The sequence below is a fragment of the Mycobacterium colombiense genome (assembly GCF_001665835.1).
GTDB lineage: Bacteria > Actinomycetota > Actinomycetes > Mycobacteriales > Mycobacteriaceae > Mycobacterium > Mycobacterium colombiense_A.
This window is the reverse complement of the sequence record NZ_LZSX01000073.1, coordinates 36,751-53,075: the sequence shown is the minus strand read 5'-3', so window position 1 is coordinate 53,075 and position 16,325 is coordinate 36,751. Positions and strand designations below refer to the sequence as shown.

Annotated in this window: 16 protein-coding genes; 8 read left to right on the top strand and 8 right to left on the bottom strand. The window is 67.4% G+C overall.

Annotated features, from left to right (window positions below; all coding sequences use genetic code 11):
• Positions 1–74 precede the first annotated feature (74 nt).
• From fadD3 to A5760_RS15075, 5 genes are read left to right on the top strand one after another with little or no spacing between them, the layout of a single operon-like run.
• On the top strand, positions 75–1,619 hold the full coding sequence (gene fadD3, locus A5760_RS15095; RefSeq protein ID WP_064882106.1) for a 3-((3aS,4S,7aS)-7a-methyl-1,5-dioxo-octahydro-1H-inden-4-yl)propanoate--CoA ligase FadD3: 1,545 nt from the start codon (positions 75–77) through the stop codon (positions 1,617–1,619).
• Positions 1,619–2,764: an acyl-CoA dehydrogenase family protein gene (locus A5760_RS15090; RefSeq protein ID WP_064882104.1), complete on the top strand. Its 1,146-nt coding sequence runs from the start codon at positions 1,619–1,621 to the stop codon at positions 2,762–2,764. Before fadD3 ends, A5760_RS15090 begins: the two co-directional genes overlap by 1 nt.
• Positions 2,761–3,705 (top strand): acyl-CoA dehydrogenase family protein, encoded by a 945-nt coding sequence (locus A5760_RS15085; protein ID WP_064882102.1) that lies wholly within the window; start codon positions 2,761–2,763, stop codon positions 3,703–3,705. Before A5760_RS15090 ends, A5760_RS15085 begins: the two co-directional genes overlap by 4 nt.
• Before the next feature lie 52 nt (positions 3,706–3,757).
• On the top strand, positions 3,758–4,708 hold the full coding sequence (locus tag A5760_RS15080; RefSeq protein WP_064882099.1) for an acyl-CoA dehydrogenase family protein: 951 nt from the start codon (positions 3,758–3,760) through the stop codon (positions 4,706–4,708).
• Positions 4,705–5,871: a pyridoxal phosphate-dependent aminotransferase gene (locus A5760_RS15075; protein WP_064882097.1), complete on the top strand. Its 1,167-nt coding sequence runs from the start codon at positions 4,705–4,707 to the stop codon at positions 5,869–5,871. Before A5760_RS15080 ends, A5760_RS15075 begins: the two co-directional genes overlap by 4 nt.
• A gap of 16 nt (positions 5,872–5,887) precedes the next feature.
• On the opposite strand, the gene A5760_RS15070 is transcribed toward A5760_RS15075, so the two are convergent.
• Positions 5,888–6,718 (bottom strand): arylamine N-acetyltransferase family protein, encoded by an 831-nt coding sequence (locus tag A5760_RS15070; protein ID WP_064882095.1) that lies wholly within the window; start codon positions 6,716–6,718, stop codon positions 5,888–5,890.
• Positions 6,719–6,924: 206 nt separating this feature from the next.
• Here A5760_RS15070 and A5760_RS15065 point away from each other — a divergent pair, with 206 nt between their 5' ends.
• Positions 6,925–7,398, top strand: a complete 474-nt coding sequence (locus A5760_RS15065) for a hypothetical protein (protein WP_064882093.1) — start codon at positions 6,925–6,927, stop codon at positions 7,396–7,398.
• Positions 7,399–7,432: 34 nt separating this feature from the next.
• Here A5760_RS15065 and A5760_RS15060 read toward each other — a convergent pair whose 3' ends face one another.
• The 6 genes from A5760_RS15060 to hsaA form a co-directional block, all read right to left on the bottom strand.
• Positions 7,433–8,293: a CHAD domain-containing protein gene (locus tag A5760_RS15060; protein ID WP_064882091.1), complete on the bottom strand. Its 861-nt coding sequence runs from the start codon at positions 8,291–8,293 to the stop codon at positions 7,433–7,435.
• 57 nt (positions 8,294–8,350) lie between these two features.
• Positions 8,351–9,958 (bottom strand): FMN-binding glutamate synthase family protein, encoded by a 1,608-nt coding sequence (locus A5760_RS15055; protein ID WP_064882090.1) that lies wholly within the window; start codon positions 9,956–9,958, stop codon positions 8,351–8,353.
• 98 nt (positions 9,959–10,056) lie between these two features.
• The gene (gene hsaB / locus A5760_RS15050; protein WP_064882088.1) at positions 10,057–10,623 is read right to left on the bottom strand and encodes a 3-hydroxy-9,10-secoandrosta-1,3,5(10)-triene-9,17-dione monooxygenase reductase subunit; all 567 of its coding nucleotides are present in this window, start codon (positions 10,621–10,623) and stop codon (positions 10,057–10,059) included.
• 10 nt (positions 10,624–10,633) lie between these two features.
• The gene (hsaC, locus tag A5760_RS15045) at positions 10,634–11,536 is read right to left on the bottom strand and encodes an iron-dependent extradiol dioxygenase HsaC (protein WP_064882086.1); all 903 of its coding nucleotides are present in this window, start codon (positions 11,534–11,536) and stop codon (positions 10,634–10,636) included.
• Positions 11,533–12,420, bottom strand: coding sequence for a 4,5:9,10-diseco-3-hydroxy-5,9,17-trioxoandrosta-1(10),2-diene-4-oate hydrolase (hsaD, locus tag A5760_RS15040; RefSeq protein ID WP_064882084.1), 888 nt, complete (start codon positions 12,418–12,420; stop codon positions 11,533–11,535). The genes hsaC and hsaD overlap by 4 nt, the downstream gene beginning before the upstream one ends.
• Positions 12,421–12,423: 3 nt before the next feature.
• Positions 12,424–13,608, bottom strand: coding sequence for a 3-hydroxy-9,10-secoandrosta-1,3,5(10)-triene-9,17-dione monooxygenase oxygenase subunit (gene hsaA / locus A5760_RS15035; RefSeq protein WP_064882082.1), 1,185 nt, complete (start codon positions 13,606–13,608; stop codon positions 12,424–12,426).
• 158 nt (positions 13,609–13,766) lie between these two features.
• Here hsaA and A5760_RS15030 point away from each other — a divergent pair, with 158 nt between their 5' ends.
• Positions 13,767–14,849 (top strand): ferredoxin--NADP reductase, encoded by a 1,083-nt coding sequence (locus A5760_RS15030; protein ID WP_064882080.1) that lies wholly within the window; start codon positions 13,767–13,769, stop codon positions 14,847–14,849.
• A 46-nt stretch (positions 14,850–14,895) separates the two neighbouring features.
• Positions 14,896–15,429 carry a hypothetical protein gene (locus tag A5760_RS15025; RefSeq protein ID WP_064882079.1) on the top strand — a complete coding sequence of 178 codons (534 nt, stop codon included), beginning with the start codon at positions 14,896–14,898 and terminating at the stop codon, positions 15,427–15,429.
• Between the two features lie 3 nt (positions 15,430–15,432).
• Here the strand turns inward: A5760_RS15025 and A5760_RS15020 are convergent, their stop codons facing one another.
• On the bottom strand, positions 15,433–16,314 hold the full coding sequence (locus tag A5760_RS15020) for an SDR family oxidoreductase (protein ID WP_064882778.1): 882 nt from the start codon (positions 16,312–16,314) through the stop codon (positions 15,433–15,435).
• Positions 16,315–16,325: the final 11 nt, after the last annotated feature.

The following is a 16,325-nucleotide window of genomic DNA, read 5'->3' as shown; positions in this document are numbered from 1 at the left end:
TAACCTACCAAGCACTTGCTTTGTTAGGCCGTCGGTGACTGCGCTTCGCGGGCGGAACTCTCTAGGAGCATTCGATGACCAACGATCCGCGCACGGTGCCCGCGGCGCTGGATCGTTTCGCGGGCCAGCTCCCCGATCACGACGCGTTGATCACCGACGAACGGTCCTTCACCGCGGCCGCGCTGCGCGACGAAGTGCACCGGGCCGCCGCCGCCCTGATCGACCTCGGTGTGCGGGCGGGCGACCGGGTGGCCGTCTGGTCGCCGAACACCTGGCACTGGGTGGTGGCCTGCCTGGCGATCCACCACGCCGGGGCGGCGATGGTGCCGTTGAACACCCGCTACACCGCCGCCGAGGCCAGCGACATCCTGGCCCGCACCCGCGCGCCCGTGCTCTTCGGGATGGGCCGATTCCTCGGCAACGATCGCATCGCCGACCTGGACCGTGCGGCGCTGCCCGCGCTGCGGCACGTCGTGCGGATACCGATCGACGCAGACGATCCTGTTCCGGGAACCTGGGACGAATTCGTCGCGCGCGGCAGCGACCTCGACGCGGTTGCCGCTCGCGCGTCTGCCGTCGTACCCGATGACGTCAGCGACATCCTCTTCACCTCCGGTACCACCGGCCGCAGCAAAGGCGTGCTGTGCGCGCACCGGCAGTCGCTGTCCGCCTCGGCGGCCTGGGCGGCCAACGGCAAGATCACCAGTGACGACCGCTACCTGTGCATCAACCCGTTCTTCCACAACTTCGGCTACAAGGCCGGCATCCTGGCCTGCCTGCAGACCGGCGCGACGCTGATCCCCCACCTGACCTTCGATCCGCTGCGCGCGCTGCAAGCCATTGAGCGACACCGCATCACGGTGCTGCCCGGGCCGCCCACCATCTACCAGACGCTGCTGGACCACCCGGCACGCAACGACTACGACCTGAGCTCACTGCGGTTCGCGGTGACCGGTGCCGCGACCGTGCCGGTCGTGCTCGTCGAGCGCATGCAGTCCGAACTCGACATCGACATCGTGCTGACCGCCTACGGGCTGACCGAGGCCAACGGCATGGGAACCATGTGCCGCGCCGACGACGACGCCGTCACCGTGGCCACCACCTGCGGACGCCCGTTCGCCGACTTCGAACTGCGCATCGACGCCGACCCACCCGGGGAATCGGGCGAGGTGTTGCTGCGCGGACCGAACGTGATGCTGGGCTACCTCGAAGACGCGGAGGCCACCGCGGCCGCCATCGACGCCGACGGGTGGCTGCACACCGGTGACATCGGCGCCGTCGACGCCGCCGGCAACCTGCGGATCACCGACCGGCTGAAAGACATGTACATCTGCGGTGGATTCAACGTCTACCCCGCCGAGGTCGAGCAGGTGCTGGCGCGCATGGACGGCGTGGCCGACGCCGCCGTGATCGGGGTTCCCGACGAGCGGCTCGGCGAAGTAGGCCGGGCGTACCTGGTGACCCGTCCCGGCGCCCAACTCGACGAACAATCCGTGATCGCTTACACCCGTGAGCATCTGGCGAACTTCAAGGCACCGCGGTCGGTGCGGTTCGTCGACGCGTTGCCGCGCAATGCGGGCGGCAAGGTGGTCAAACCACAACTGCGAGAGCAGGACTAATGGATCTGGAACTCGACGAAGACACCTTGGCCTTCCAGGCCGAGGTGCGGGACTTCTTGTCGGCCAACGCCGATTCGATCCCGACGAAGTCATACGACAACGCTGAAGGCTTTGAACAGCACCGGCATTGGGATCGCGTGCTGTTCGACGCCGGGCTCTCGGTGATTACCTGGCCGAAGAAGTACGGGGGCCGTGACGCGCCGCTGCTGCACTGGGTGGTATTCGAGGAGGAGTACTTCCGCGCCGGGGCGCCCGGCCGGGCCAGCGCCAACGGCACCTCGATGCTGGCGCCGACGCTGTTCGCGCACGGCACCGAGGAACAGCGCGACCGCATCCTGCCGAAAATGGCCAGCGGCGAGGAGATTTGGGCGCAGGCGTGGTCGGAACCCGAGTCGGGCAGCGACCTGGCGTCGCTGCGGTCCACCGCCACCCAGACCGACGGCGGCTGGCTGCTCAACGGGCAGAAGATCTGGAGCTCGCGGGCACCGTTCGCCGAGCGCGGTTTCGGGCTGTTCCGCTCCGACCCCGGCGCCGAGCGGCACAACGGGCTGACCTACTTCATGTTCGACCTGAAGGCCCAGGGCGTCACGGTGCGGCCCATCGTCCAGCTGGGCGGCGACACCGGGTTCGGCGAAATCTTCCTCGACGACGTCTTCGTGCCCGACGCGGACGTGATCGGCACCCCGCACGAGGGCTGGCGGGCGGCCATGAGCACCTCGAGCAACGAGCGCGGCATGTCACTGCGCAGCCCGGCCCGCTTCCTGGCCACCGCGGAGCGACTGGTGCAGCTGTGGAAGGACAGTGGCTCTCCCGACGCGTTCGCCGACCGGGTCGCCGACGGCTGGATCAAGGCGCAGGCCTACCGGCTGCAGACCCTCGGCACGGTGACCCGGCTGGCCCTCGGCGGCGAGCTGGGCGCCGAATCGTCGGTGACCAAGGTGTTCTGGTCTGACCTCGACGTCGAACTGCACCAGACCGCGCTCGACCTGCTCGCCGCCGACGGCGAGCTCACCAGCCGGTGGACCGAGGGCCTGCTGTTCGCGTTGGGCGGCCCGATCTACGCCGGCACCAACGAGATTCAGCGCAACATCATCTCCGAGCGGCTGCTGGGCCTGCCGCGCGAGAAGTCCGGGGGCAAGAAGTGAAATTTGCGCTAGACGAACAGCAGCGCGACTTCGCGGCCAGCATCGACGCCGCGCTCGGCGCGGCGGATCTGCCCGGTGCGGTGCGCGCGTGGTCCGCGGGCGATACGGCGCCGGGCCGCAAGGTGTGGGAGCAGCTGGCCAACCTCGGCGTCACCGCCCTGGCCGTGCCGGAGAAGTTCGACGGCATCGAGGCCGATCCGGTCGACCTCGTCGTCGCGATCGAGCGCCTCGGGCATTGGTGCGTGCCGGGACCGGTGGCCGAATCCATCGCCGTGGCACCGCTATTGCTCGCCTCTGACGATCACGCCGAGCGCTGCGCCGGATTGGCGTCCGGTGAGCTGATCGCCACCGTCGCGCTGCCGCCGCAGACACCGCGTGCCGTCGACGCCGACGTCGCCGGCCTGGTGCTACTGGCCGGCGAGGACGGTGTCACCGAAGCGACACCGGGCGAGGTCCACGAGTCGGTCGACCCCAGCCGGACGCTTTCCGACGTGACCGCCACCGGCACGGCGTGGCAGGCAGACGTCAAGCGCGCCTACGAATTCGGCGCACTGGCCACCGCGGCCCAGCTGATCGGTGCGGCCGAGGCGCTGCGCGACGGCGCGGTCGAGTACGCCAAGCAACGCACCCAGTTCGGCCGGGTGATCGGCTCGTATCAGGCGATCAAGCACAAGCTCGCCGACGTGCACATCGCCATCGAACTGGCCCGGCCGCTGATCTACGGCGCGGCGCTGACGATGAACCCGCGCGACGTCAGCGCGGCCAAGGCGGCCGCCTCCGAGGCGGGGCTGCTGGCGGCGCGCTCGGCGTTGCAGACCCACGGCGCAATCGGTTTCACCCAGGAACACGACCTGTCGCTGTTGCTGCTGCGCGTGCAGGCATTGCGGTCGGCCTGGGGGACACCGGAGGAGCATCGGCGGCGAGTGCTGGAGGCGCTATGAGTACCACTCGCGCCGCGACGATGCAGAACGTAGCAATGGAGGAGCGGCGCCCATGACTGAAGAACGCGAGCTACTCCACGAGACCGTCGCCGCCCTGGTAGCCAAGCACGCCGGCCCGGCGGCCGTGCGCGCGGCCATGGAATCCGACCGCGGCTACGACGAATCACTGTGGCAGCTGCTGTGCGAGCAGGTCGGCGCCGCGGCCCTGGTGATACCCGAGGAGTTGGGCGGCGCGGGCGGCGAATTAGCCGACGCCGCAGCCGTTTTGCAGGAGCTCGGCCGCGCCCTGGTGCCCTCCCCGCTGCTGGGCACCACGCTGGCCGAGCTGGCGCTGCTGAGCGCAACCGAGCCGGACGCCACGACGCTGGAAGGCCTCGCCGAGGGAACCTCGATCGGCGCCCTGGTGCTCGATGCCGACTACGTGGTGAACGGCGATGTCGCCGACGTCGTGGTCGCCGTCCAGGACGGCAAGGTGAGCAGGTGGACGCGATTCGGTGCGGAGCCCGTCACCACCATGGACCCGACCCGGCACCTGGCGCGACTGACACCAGAGGAGACCGAGTCGATCGGCACCGACCCGGGGCTGGCGGACATGGCGGCCGTCCTGCTGGCCGCCGAGCAGATCGGCGCCGCCGAGCGCTGTTTGGAACTGACCGTCGAATACGCAAAGGACCGAGTGCAATTCGGCCGGCCGATCGGCAGCTTCCAGGCCCTCAAGCATCGGATGGCCGACCTGTACGTCACCGTCGCCGCCGCGAAGACCGTCGTCGCCGATGCGTGCGATGACCCCACTCCCACCAACGCCGCCGCCGCCCGCCTGGCCGCCACCGAGGCGCTGAACACGGTGGCCGCCGAGGGCATCCAGCTGCACGGCGGCATCGCGATCACCTGGGAACACGACATGCACCTGTACTTCAAGCGTGCCCACGGCAGTGCGCACCTGCTGGATTCGTCGCAAGAATTGCTTAGGCGACTGGAATCCGAGGTACTCAAGACGCCGTGACCGACCGTGTCTCGCTGCGCGCCGGCATCCCACCGTTTTATGTGATGGATGTCTGGCTGGCGGCCGCGGAACGCCAGCGCAGCCACGGCGACCTGGTAAACCTGTCGGCGGGCCAGCCCAGCGTGGGGGCGCCCGAGCCGGTGCGCGCGGCCGCGGCCGCCGCCGTGCATTCCAACGACCTGGGTTACTCGGTGTCGTTGGGCACCCCCGAGCTCCGCACCGCGATCGCCGCGGACTATCAGCGCCAGCACGGGCTCGACGTCCAACCCGACGCGGTGGTGATCACCACGGGCTCCTCGGGCGGCTTCCTGCTCACCTTCCTGGCGTGCTTCGACGTCGGTGACCGGGTGGCGCTGGCCAGCCCCGGCTACCCGTGCTACCGAAACATCTTGTCGGCGTTGGGGTGCGAGGTGGTGGAGATCCCCTGCGGCCCGGAGACGCGTTTCCAGCCGACCGCGCAGATGCTCGCCGAGCTCGACCGGCCGGTGCAGGGCGTCATCGTGGCGAGCCCGGCCAACCCGACGGGCACGGTCATCGAGCCCGCGGAGCTTGCCGCCATCGCGTCCTGGTGCGACGCGTCCGGAGCGCGGCTGATCAGCGACGAGGTCTACCACGGCCTGGTCTACGAAGGGGCACCCCAGACCAGCTGCGCGTGGCAGACCTCGCGAAATGCGGTGGTCGTCAACAGCTTTTCCAAGTACTACGCGATGACGGGCTGGCGGCTGGGCTGGCTTCTGGTGCCGCCCGAGCTGCGCCGCGCGGTGGATTGCCTCACCGGCAACTTCACCATCTGCCCGCCCGTGCTGTCCCAACTCGCCGCGGTGGCGGCCTTCACCCCGGCGGCCACCGCCGAGGCCGACGGCCACCTGCATCACTACGCGACCAATCGCTCGCTGGTGCTAAACGGGTTGCGCAGCATCGGCATCGAACGGCTGGCCCCGACCGACGGCGCCTTCTACGTGTACGCCGACGTCTCGGACTTTACCGACAACTCGATGGAGTTCTGTTCAAAGTTGTTGGCAGAGACCGGCGTTGCGATCGCACCGGGCATCGACTTCGACACCGCGCGCGGCAATTCGTACGTGCGGCTGTCCTTCGCGGGGCCGACGAACGACATCGAGGAAGCGGTGCGGCGCCTCGGTCCCTGGCTCCCGGCCCGCTAGCCAGAGCGGCGGACGCCTACGCGTCGAGCACCTGCGCGATGCGCGCCTCGAGCGCACCGTGGTCGCCGATGGCCGCCACATCGATGCCGAACCGCTCGCCGAGCACGTCGACGACCGCCGCCGCGTCATCCAGGCGGATCTTCTCGCTGCCGTCGGCGCGGTGAATGGTCAGGTTCCGCCCGGCCAGGTTGTAGCGGGCGTCGTCGGTGGTCAGCGCGACCGTCAGGCCGGTCACGAAGATCGACGACGGGTGCGTGGACACATACCAGCTGCCCACCCGCAGATCGACCTGCGGCGCGGTCTGGGTGCCGAACACATAGAGCGGTTGCCACTCGTCCCGGATCAGGGCTTGCAGGACCAGGCCGTCGCCGCGGTCGTTGAGCCGGTACGGCTCGTGCGTGGTCTGCTGCGCGTTCCCGGTCTGCAAGCGAATGGGTGAGGTCAGCGTCTGGCCACCGAACCCGACGTCGACCAGGAACGAACCCTGCGATCCCGGGAACGTCACCGCGAGCACCGTGTGTGTCTGGGCGCCCACGGGGCTGTCGGGCGCCAGCATCCAGACCACCCGGCCGGCCAACCGCCGCACGCGGAACCCGATCTCGGTTAGCACGTACCCCATCAGGCCGTTTTGCTCGTAGCAGTAACCGCCGCGGCGCCGGCGGACCAGCTTGTCGGTCAGGGCTTCCGGGCTCAGGTCGTCGACCGGTACGCCCATCAGCGGATCGAGGTTCTCGAACGGGATCGACCCCGTGTGCGCGGTCATCAGGTCCTGCAGCACCTCGAGGGTCGGCTCGGCGGCGCCGCGGTAGTTGATCCGGTCGAAGTACCCGTCCAGGTCCAGCGTCATGACACCATTCTGTCCGAGCGGGCGAGTCTCAACATCCTGGTGGGTTCGAATTTTCCTAAGGCCGATTGCGATCAGGAGGCCCTCGGCGAGACGTGGCTGGCCTCGCGGTAATCGTCGAACTTGTTTGATTCGTGCCGAAGAGGGCAATCGGCTAGGACGGGCCAGCCCGTAAATAGCAAAGATCGATTCATCAAACGGAGCTCGCCATGAGTACCAACCAGATCGCCTGGATTGTCATCGCCGCAGTAGCAGTCGTGTTGATTGTTGTCCTGATCATCGTGGCCAGGAGGGCCACGATCCAGCGCCGTCAGCGCCAAGCCGCACAGATCCGTCAAGAGGCCAGTGTGCAGACGGAGAAAGTCGAACGCCGTGAAGCGCTTGCCGCGGAGACGGCAGCAAAGGCGCGTGCCGCGCAGGCGGAGGCCGATGCCAAGGCCGCGGAGGCGGCGCGACTGCAGAGCCGGGCGGGAGCGCACCAAAGCGAAGCCGCGACATCGCGCGAAGAGGTCCAAGAGCAATGGGAGCGCGCCGACAAGGTCGACCCGAGGGTTGACGCCGACCGGGGCGCGGCTACGGATCAATCCGGCGCCGAGCGCGATACCGGGTGGAGGGGGGAGCAGCCAACCGACGCCGACCTGCCCCGGCACGGCAAATCCTCCGACTATCGCGACACGCGATAATCATTGCCGCTTTTGCCACGGCCCCGTTCGCCCGTCAGAGCTGCCGGGCATCGCGACGGCATTGGCGAGCGATCTGCTGTTCGCGCGCATACATCATGCCAAAGGTAAAGCCGTTCTCTCCGACCGTGGTTCCCGCCGCCGATCCCATCCTGCGGAGCGCTTCCGCGGCGACCACGGAGTCCTGATGGTCGCCCAGCGTGCTTTGTATCCGCTTGTAACGCTTGATGGTTCGTTTGGCGCGATTTCGCTTGCCCAAAGAATCGCAGAGTTCGGCGGCGTACCGGGCACGCTTGGCCGCTTTGCGCGCACGGTGCAGCAGTGCGGCTTCTTCCGATTCGAGCGCGGCCGCCAACCGCCGGTCGGCCTTGCGCTGTGCACGGCGCGCCCGCTGTCGCAGCGTTCCGGCCGTCACGGCCCCGGCAATGGGAGGTTCGGTGCGCCAGCGTCGTAGCGCGGCCATCATGCTCTGGTAGCGCGCGGATTCCATTGTCTCCCTCACGTGTTCGCGTGCCGGAAGCTCGATGGACGCAAAATGACTGCCGATCCGCGATCTGACTGGACCCAGTATCAGTTCGTCGGGCATGGCGTCGAGCACCCGGTCGAACCGGGCGCGTTGGACTTGGCAATCGCGAACATCGCCGAGCAGTCCGGCAAACCACTTGAGTTCGGTTTCCATACCCTCGATTTCCGATGCGTCCAGCGCCTTGGCGAACACTCGCAGTGTGCTGCGCAACCGCCGGATCGCCACCCGGGTGTCGTGAATGGTGTCGTCGCCTTCACCATGGCGCAGAGCGACGTCGCCCGCCTCTGTCCGATCGATTTGCGTATTGAGATAGTCGACCAGCGTCCGGGTGCCCCGGGCCGTACGGACCTGTGAAGGCGCGGTCGCGTGCATGCGTCACGCATTCCCGCCCGAGCGCGTGCGAAACATCGGAGGCAGAGCAGGGCGTCTCTAGCAGATCGTTGGACGCGAAGTCCCGGCCGGAGCGAACGAGTCGGGATCGGCCGCGTCCCAATCTGACCGCCAGGTGGCAGGGGCATGATCCAGCAGCCCGCCGGTCGGCAGCCATTCGTAAAGCTCGGCATACGAGCGTTGTTCGACGGCCGAGACGCGCTTGCGCAGCATGTGGGGGTTCAACATGGACGGGTCGGAGACACCCATCGACCCCATGATCAGCATCGCCTGTGCGACGGTCGCCCGCTGGTAGCGGTATACGCGCTCGCTTTTGTCCGCGACGTCCAGTGCGCGCGCCCGGGCCGGGTCTTGGGTTGCCACCCCGACCGGGCAGCGGTTGGTATGGCATCGCTGGGATTGGATGCAGCCTGCCGCCATCATCATCGACCGGGCGGAGTTGGTGTAGTCCGCGCCCTGGATGAGACGTTTGACGATGTCGTTTCCGGTTGCGACCTTGCCGCTCGCGCCTATTCGGATGCGGTCGCGCAGGCCCGTACCGACCAGCGCGTTGTGCACGATCATCAGCCCATCGGTGAGGGGCAGACCAACGTGGTCTTCGTATTCCAGCGGCGCGGCGGCGGTACCGCCTTCGGCGCCGTCGACAATGATGAAATCGGGCGTCACCCGCTCCGCGAGCATCGCCTTGCAGATTCCCAGCACGTCGGTCCTCGACCCGACACACAATTTGAAGCCCACCGGCTTGCCCTTGGCCAACTCACGCAGCCGCGCCACAAAGCTGATCAGCTCGCGCGGAGTGGCGAACTCCGAGTGTGCCGCCGGGCTGATGCACTTCTCACCCATCGGCACACCGCGGTAGGCGGCGATCTCCCTGCTGACCTTCGCGGCTGGAAGGACGCCACCGATGCCAGGCTTCGCGCCTTGACTCAGCTTGATCGAGATGCACTTCACCAACTCGTGAGCGGCCTTGTCCGCGAACTGAACTGGATCGAACGCACCGTCCTTGGTCCGGGTTCCGAAGTAACCGGATCCGATTTCCCAGATCACGTCCGCACCGCCGAGATGGTACGGCGTCAGCCCACCTTCGCCCGTGTCATGCGCGAAGCGACCCTTGCGTGCGCCGTTGTTCAGCGCCCGCAGCGCATTACCGGACAGCGAACCGAAACTCATCGCCGAGATGTTCATCAGCGCGATGTCGTAGGGCTGCGTGCAGTCGGGTCCACCGATTCGAACCCGATAGGGTTCCGGCGGCGGTTCGACCGGGGCCGTCGAGTGAACCAGGTATTCGTAGCCGTCCCAATCGATGTCGCGCTCGGTGCCATATGACTGCTCGGCGACTGTCCCCTTGGCGCGCTGGTAGATCAGCGAGCGGACGTCGCGGTCGAATGGCCGGCCGTCGAAGTTGCGTTCAACGAAGTATTGCTGCACTTCCGGGCGCAGCGCCTCCAACATGAACCGCAGATGCCCCAGCACCGGGTAGTTCCGCAGAACGGAGTGCTCACGCTGGATGAGGTCGTAAGAGCCTACGGCGGCTACCGCCGCAACCATCGTCGCGACGATCCACCAACCCCACGATCCCGTGATCGCCAGGAATGCCGATACCGCCGAAACGGCGACGAGCAAAGCCACGCATCCGAACCGAATCAACGACGACCCGCCTTCCCGGGCTGGGGTGATCTACCGACCTCGTCGTATTACATACCCCGGCTTACCAGTCGTCAGACACGGGATACGACCGGGACAGCTCAGAGCCAGGTGTCCTGCGTGGTGGTGGTCAGGAACGCTTCCAGATCGTCGCGCCACTGCGCCGGCGTCGTCTTGTCCGGCTCGATCCCGGTGTATTCGCCGCGATAGAACAACAGCGGCCGGGGCTTGATCTTTGGTGCCTCCGAAAGCGACTGCACCGCACCGAAAACCACGAAGTGATCGCCCCCGTCGTGCGCGGAAGCCACCGTGCAGTCGATGTAGGCCAGCGACCCGTCGATGATCGGCGAGCCGAGCTCGGAGGGGTGCCAGTCGATTCCGGCGAACTTGTCGGACTCCTTGGAGCCGAATCGGGCCGAGACGTGCTTCTGCTGTTCGGTCAGCATGTTGACGCAGAACCGGCCGCTGGCCTCGATGGCCTTCCACGACCGGGACACCTTGGTGGGGCAGAACAGCACCAGCGGCGGGTCCAAAGACAGCGCCGCAAAGGACTGGCAGGCGAAGCCGACGGGGGCGTCGTCGTGCACGGTGGTGATGATGGTGATCCCGGTGCAGAACTGGCCGAGCACGCTACGGAACGTGCGCGGGTCGATCGGCGCGGCAGTCATAACCTCGAAATTACCCCTTGAAGCCGACGCTGAAGTCGTGGCCCCACAGGCTGATCGCGGTGCTCTCCCGGGCGATCCAGTCATCGTCTTCGACTTGCCGTCCCTCGCAGCCGAATTCGATATCGAATCCGCTGGGTGTCTTCATGTAGAAGGACAGCATCAGGTCGTTGACGTGGCGGCCCAGGGTCGCCGACATCGGCACCTTCTTACGCAGCGCCCGGTCCAGACACAGCCCGACGTCGTCGGCCTCTTCGACCTCGACCATCAGGTGCACGATGCCACTGGGGGTCTGTCCGGGCATGAAGGCCAGGCTGTGGTGGCGAGGGTTGCAGCCCAGGAACCGCAGCCAGGCCGGCGGGCCATCGGCGGGCCGGCCGACCACCTGGGGCGGCAGCCGCATCGAGTCGCGCAGCTTGAAGTCCAGCACATCGCGGTAGAAGTGCAGTGTCTCTTCGTCGTCGCGGGTGGTCAGCACCACGTGCCCCAGGCCCTGCTCGGCGGTGACGAACTTGTGGCCGTACGGGCTGACCACGCGGCGGTGCTCCAAGGCGGCGCCGTGGAAGACCTCCAGGCAGTTTCCGGACGGGTCGGAGAACCGGATCATCTCGTCGACCCGGCGATCGGCCAGTTCGGCGGCGGTGGCCTCCTTGTAGGGCGTGCCCTCGACGTCCAGCCGGTTACGAATCTCTTGCAGGCCAGCCGCATTCGCGCACTCCCAGCCCGCCTCGATCAGCCGGTCCTGCTCCCCGGGCACGATGACCAGCCGGGCCGGGAAATCGTCCATCCGCAGATACAGCGCACCTTCGGTCGCGCCCTTGCCCTCGACCATGCCGAGGACCTTCAGGCCGTACTCGCGCCAGGCCGCCATGTCGGTGGCCTCGATACGCAGGTAACCCAGAGAGCGGATGCTCATCGCGCACCTCCCAGGAAATCGATGGTGAGCTTGTTGAACTCGTCGAACTTCTCCACCTGCGCCCAGTGCCCACATTGCCCGAAAACGTGAAGCTGCGCGCGCGGAATGGTTTTCAGCGCGACCAGCGCCCCGTCCAGCGGGTTGACCCGGTCCTCGCGCCCCCAGATCAGCAGCACCGGCTGACGCAGCCGATGCACCTCGCGCCACATCATGCCGAGCTCGAAATCGGCTCCGGCGAACGACATTCCCATCGCGCGCGTCGCCGTCAGCGATTCGGGCGTGCTGGCCAATTCGAACCGCTGGTCGATCAATTCGTCGGTGATCAGTTTCTGGTCGTAGACCATCACCCGCAGGAACGCCTCGAGGTTTTCGCGGGTGGGCTCGGCGGAGAACTTGCCCAGCCGCTTGACGCCCTCGGTCGGGTCGGGCGCGAACAGGTTGACGCTCACCCCGCCCGGCCCCATCAGCACCAGGCGTCCGGCCCGGTCCGGGTAGTCGAGCGCGAAGCGGACCGCGGTGCCACCGCCCAGCGAATTCCCAATCAGCGGAACACGTCCCAGACCGAGCTGGTCGAAGAGGCCCTTGAGCGCCCGCGCCGCGTAGTGGTTGAACTGCCCGTGCTCGGCGCGCTTGTCGGAGTGGCCGTAGCCGGGCTGGTCGACGGCCAGTACGTGAAAGCGCTGCGCCAGCACCGGGATGTTGCGCGCGAAGTTGGTCCAACTCGCCGCGCCCGGGCCGCCGCCGTGCAGCAGCACCACCGTCTGGTCGTTACCCACGCCCGCCTCGTGGTAGTGCAGCTTCAGCGGCCCATCCACGTCCACCTCTGCGAAGCGCGAGGTGGACTCGAAGGTCAATTCCTCGGTCTTGGACTGAGAGACCGTCATGGATCAGACCATGGTGTCGCCGGGCGGCAACCCGAACTCGTTGTTCCCGAAGATCTGGTAGGCCCGCTCGGGGTCGTTGGCCGCGTGCACCCGACCGGCGTGCGCGTCGCGCCAGAACCGTTGCACCGGTTGGTCATTGCCCAGAGCCGTGGCACCGGAAGCCTCGAACAGCCGGTCGATGGAGGCGATCGCGCGGCCGGTGGCGCGCACCTGGTCGCGGCGAGCGCGGGCACGCAGGTCGAACGGGATCTCCTTGCCGGCCGACAGCAGCGCGTACTCGTCGGCGACGTTGCCGCTGAGCTGGCGCCAGGCCGCGTCGATGTCGCTGGCCGCTTCGGCGATGCGGACCTTGGCGAACGGGTCGTCCTTGGCCTTCTCACCGGCGAACGCGGCGCGCACCCGCTTGCCCTGGTGCTCGACGTGCGCGTCGTACGCGCCGTAGGCCATGCCGACGATCGGCGCCGAGATCGTGGTGGGATGCATTGTGCCCCAAGGCATCTTGTATACCGCGGCGGTGTTGTTCTCGTATCCGCCCGCGGTGCCGTCGTTCATCGCCTTGTAGGACAGGAACCGGTGCCGCGGCACGAAGACGTCCTTGACGACGACGGTGTTGCTGCCCGTGCCGCGCAGGCCGACGACATGCCACACGTCGTCGATGCGGTACTCGCTGCGCGGGATCAGGAAGCTGCCGAAATCGACCGGGCGGCCGTCCTTGATCACCGGACCGCCGAGGAACGCCCACGTGGCGTGGTCACATCCCGACGACCAGTTCCACGAACCGTTGACCAGGTAGCCGCCGTCGGTCACCACGCCGGCACCCATCGGGGCATACGACGACGAGACCCGGGTCTTGGGGTCCTCGCCCCAGACCTCCTCCTGCGCCTGCTGGTCGAACAGCGCCAGGTGCCAGTTGTGCACGCCGATGATCGAGCTCACCCAGCCGGTGGAACCACACGCGCTGGCCAGCCGCCGCACCGCCTCGTAGAACAGCGTCGGATCGCACTGCAGCCCGCCCCACTGCTCGGGCTGCAACAGGGTGAAGAAGCCCACATCCTGAAGGTCCTGAACGGTCTCGTCGGGCAGCCGCCGCAGGTCCTCCGTCGCCTGAGCGCGCTCGCGAATCTGCGGGAGCAGATCATCGATGCCAGCCAAAACCGACTGGGCATCACGCTGTTGAATGGACGTCACTTACGTTTGCCTCCTGCGCCAGACTTACTCAGCGGACTTACACCAGAGACTAGAACACGTTCCGATTTGTGTCGAGCAGGGTATTCCTGCGGCTGGTAGCGATACGAATCCACTTTTCTGTAACATGTTCTAGTTGCAACGAAAGGAAGGGACGGGCCTTGACCGAGGCGATTCCCGACGAGCCACTCGGTGACCACGTCCTTGAACTACAGGTCGCCGAGGTCATCGCCGAGACCGACGATGCGCGGTCCCTGGTGTTCGCGGTACCCGACGACGCGGGCGACCCCGCCGTCCCGCCCGAGCGGCTACGGTACGCACCGGGCCAGTTCCTGACGCTGCGCGTTCCCAGCGAGCGCACCGGCTCGGTGGCCCGCTGCTACTCGTTGTGCAGCTCGCCGTTCACCGACGACGCGCTCACCGTCACGGTCAAACGCACCGCGGACGGTTACGCGTCCAACTGGCTGTGCGACCACGCGCACAAGGGCATGCGGATCCACGTGCTCGCCCCGTCGGGCAACTTCGTCCCCAAAACGCTGGGCGACGACTTCCTGCTGATGGCCGCGGGCAGCGGGATCACGCCGATCATGTCGATCTGCAAGTCGGCGCTGGCCGAGGGCAGCGGGCAGGTGACGCTGGTCTACGCCAACCGCGACGACCGGTCGGTGATCTTCTCCGACGCCCTGCGCGAGCTGTCGGCCAAATATCCCGACCGGCTCACGGTGTTGCACTGGCTGGAATCGCTGCAGGGCCTGCCCAGCGTGGCCGCGCTGGCCAAGCTGGCCGCCCCCTACACGGATCGGCCCGTCTACATCTGCGGCCCGGGCGCCTTCATGGACTCGGCGAGAGAAGCGCTGGAAATGCTGAAAGTGCCTGCGCCGCAGATACATATCGAAGTGTTCAAGTCGCTGGAGTCGGACCCGTTCGCGGCGGTGAAGATCGAGGACACCGCCGAAGGTGACGAGCCGCCGGCGACCGCGGTGGTCGAGCTGGACGGCGAAACCCACACCGTGTCATGGCCGCGCAACGCCAAGCTGCTCGACGTCCTGTTGGCCAAGGGCCTCGACGCGCCCTTCTCCTGCCGCGAGGGTCACTGCGGCGCGTGCGCGTGCACGCTGCGCAAGGGCAACGTGAGCATGGAGGTCAACGACGTGCTCGAGCAGCAGGATCTGGACGAGGGCCTGATTCTGGCCTGTCAATCTCACCCGGAATCTGATTCGGTAGAAGTCACCTACGACGAATAGTCGCGCGGTTGAGTTCACCCTGGGGTCAGAGGGAAGGGAAGCATCGATGATGCGGCTGGTATCGGGATTCGCAGTCGTCGCAGTGATGCCGATGTTTCTGCCCGCCGCGGTGTGCGCGGCGTCGAGCAACACCGCCACCACACTGTTCCCGCTCGACGGGCCCAATCAACTGGAGACGCGCGTCATCCTCAATTGCTTCAAGGCCGACGGCCACTGCGACTTCACCGCCGGGGCGGACATGCTGACGCCCGGTGGGGTGACCGGCTTTCCGCCCGGCCTGTGGGCCCGGCAGACCACCGAGATCCGCTCCTCGAACCGGCTGGCCTACCTCGACGCGCACGCCGACGGCCAGTACGAGCGGGTGATGAAGTCGATGGGTTCCGACGAGATCACCACCATCTACATGGGTGAGGGCCCGCCGGAGAAGTACCAGACCAACGGGCGCATCGACTCCACCGATTGGCAGACCGGCCAGCCCAAAACCGACAACAACGTCATCGCCTGCAGCCACATCCAGGTGGTCTACTCCGGGGTCAACATCACGTCGCCGAGCACCTGCGCGGTCACCACGTTCTCCTAACCCCTACTCCGGGTAGTCGCCGGTCTCCAGGTCGTCGAGCAGGCTCGGACCAGTGGGGTTCCAGCCGAATCGCAGGCGGGTCAGGGTGCTGGACGAGGGCTGGTCGACCGCGAACATCGTTCCGAGCGGCCCGAAGGCCCCGGCCGGGGCGGATTCGACGGGTACCCCGAGCCGGCGACCGATCACCTCGGCGATTGCCCGCATGGGGTCACCTTCGTCACCCACCGCGTGCAGTACCGAGCCGGGCGGGGCCTGTTCGAGGGCGAGCCGGAACAACGACGCCGCATCGTTGCGATGTACAGCAGGCCAGCGTTGCGCGCCGTCGCCGACGAATGCCGACACGCCGCGCTGGCGTGCGGCTTGGATCAGCAGGCCGGCGAACCCATAGCGCCCGCCGGCGTCGTGGACCGACCGCGGTAGCCGCACCACGGCAGATCGGACGCCGCGCTCGGCCAGCTCGATCACGGATTGCCCGGTGCGACCGCGTCCGGCCATCGGCCCGTCGACATTGAAGGGATCGTCTTCGGTGCTCGTACGTCCGGCAACCGCGGGGGTACCGTTCGCCAGCACCAGCGGTTTATCGGTGCCGACGAGCGCGGCGCCGATCGCGGCGACCGCGCGGGACTCGTCGCCGATCGCGTCTCCGGTACTGGTGAAGTCGTGCGAGAACGCCAGGTAGACAATGCCATCGGTGTTGCCGGCAGCCTCCCGCAAGACGTCGAGTTCGTTGATGTCGCCGCGCAGCGGCTCGGCGCCGAGTCCGCTGATGGTCTCAGCCGACGCCTCGGAGCGGGCCAGGCCCACGACGCGATGGCCGGCGGCGAGCAGTTCCGAGACGACGGCTGAGCCGATTCCTCCGCTGGCACCGGTGACGAATACGCGCACGAGCAGCTCCT

What these genes read in the sequence shown, in the direction of transcription:
- fadD3 (WP_064882106.1), top strand. Translation starts at nt 75, where the DNA reads ATGACCAACGATCCGCGCACGGTGCCCGCGGCGCTGGATCGTTTCGCG.
- A5760_RS15025 (WP_064882079.1), top strand. Translation starts at nt 14,896, where the DNA reads ATGATGCGGCTGGTATCGGGATTCGCAGTCGTCGCAGTGATGCCGATG.
- hsaC (WP_064882086.1), bottom strand. Translation starts at nt 11,536, where the DNA reads ATGAGCATCCGCTCTCTGGGTTACCTGCGTATCGAGGCCACCGACATG.
- A5760_RS15060 (WP_064882091.1), bottom strand. Translation starts at nt 8,293, where the DNA reads ATGCACGCGACCGCGCCTTCACAGGTCCGTACGGCCCGGGGCACCCGG.
- A5760_RS15080 (WP_064882099.1), top strand. Translation starts at nt 3,758, where the DNA reads ATGACTGAAGAACGCGAGCTACTCCACGAGACCGTCGCCGCCCTGGTA.
- A5760_RS15090 (WP_064882104.1), top strand. Translation starts at nt 1,619, where the DNA reads ATGGATCTGGAACTCGACGAAGACACCTTGGCCTTCCAGGCCGAGGTG.
- A5760_RS15065 (WP_064882093.1), top strand. Translation starts at nt 6,925, where the DNA reads ATGAGTACCAACCAGATCGCCTGGATTGTCATCGCCGCAGTAGCAGTC.
- hsaB (WP_064882088.1), bottom strand. Translation starts at nt 10,623, where the DNA reads ATGACTGCCGCGCCGATCGACCCGCGCACGTTCCGTAGCGTGCTCGGC.
- hsaD (WP_064882084.1), bottom strand. Translation starts at nt 12,420, where the DNA reads ATGACGGTCTCTCAGTCCAAGACCGAGGAATTGACCTTCGAGTCCACC.
- A5760_RS15070 (WP_064882095.1), bottom strand. Translation starts at nt 6,718, where the DNA reads ATGACGCTGGACCTGGACGGGTACTTCGACCGGATCAACTACCGCGGC.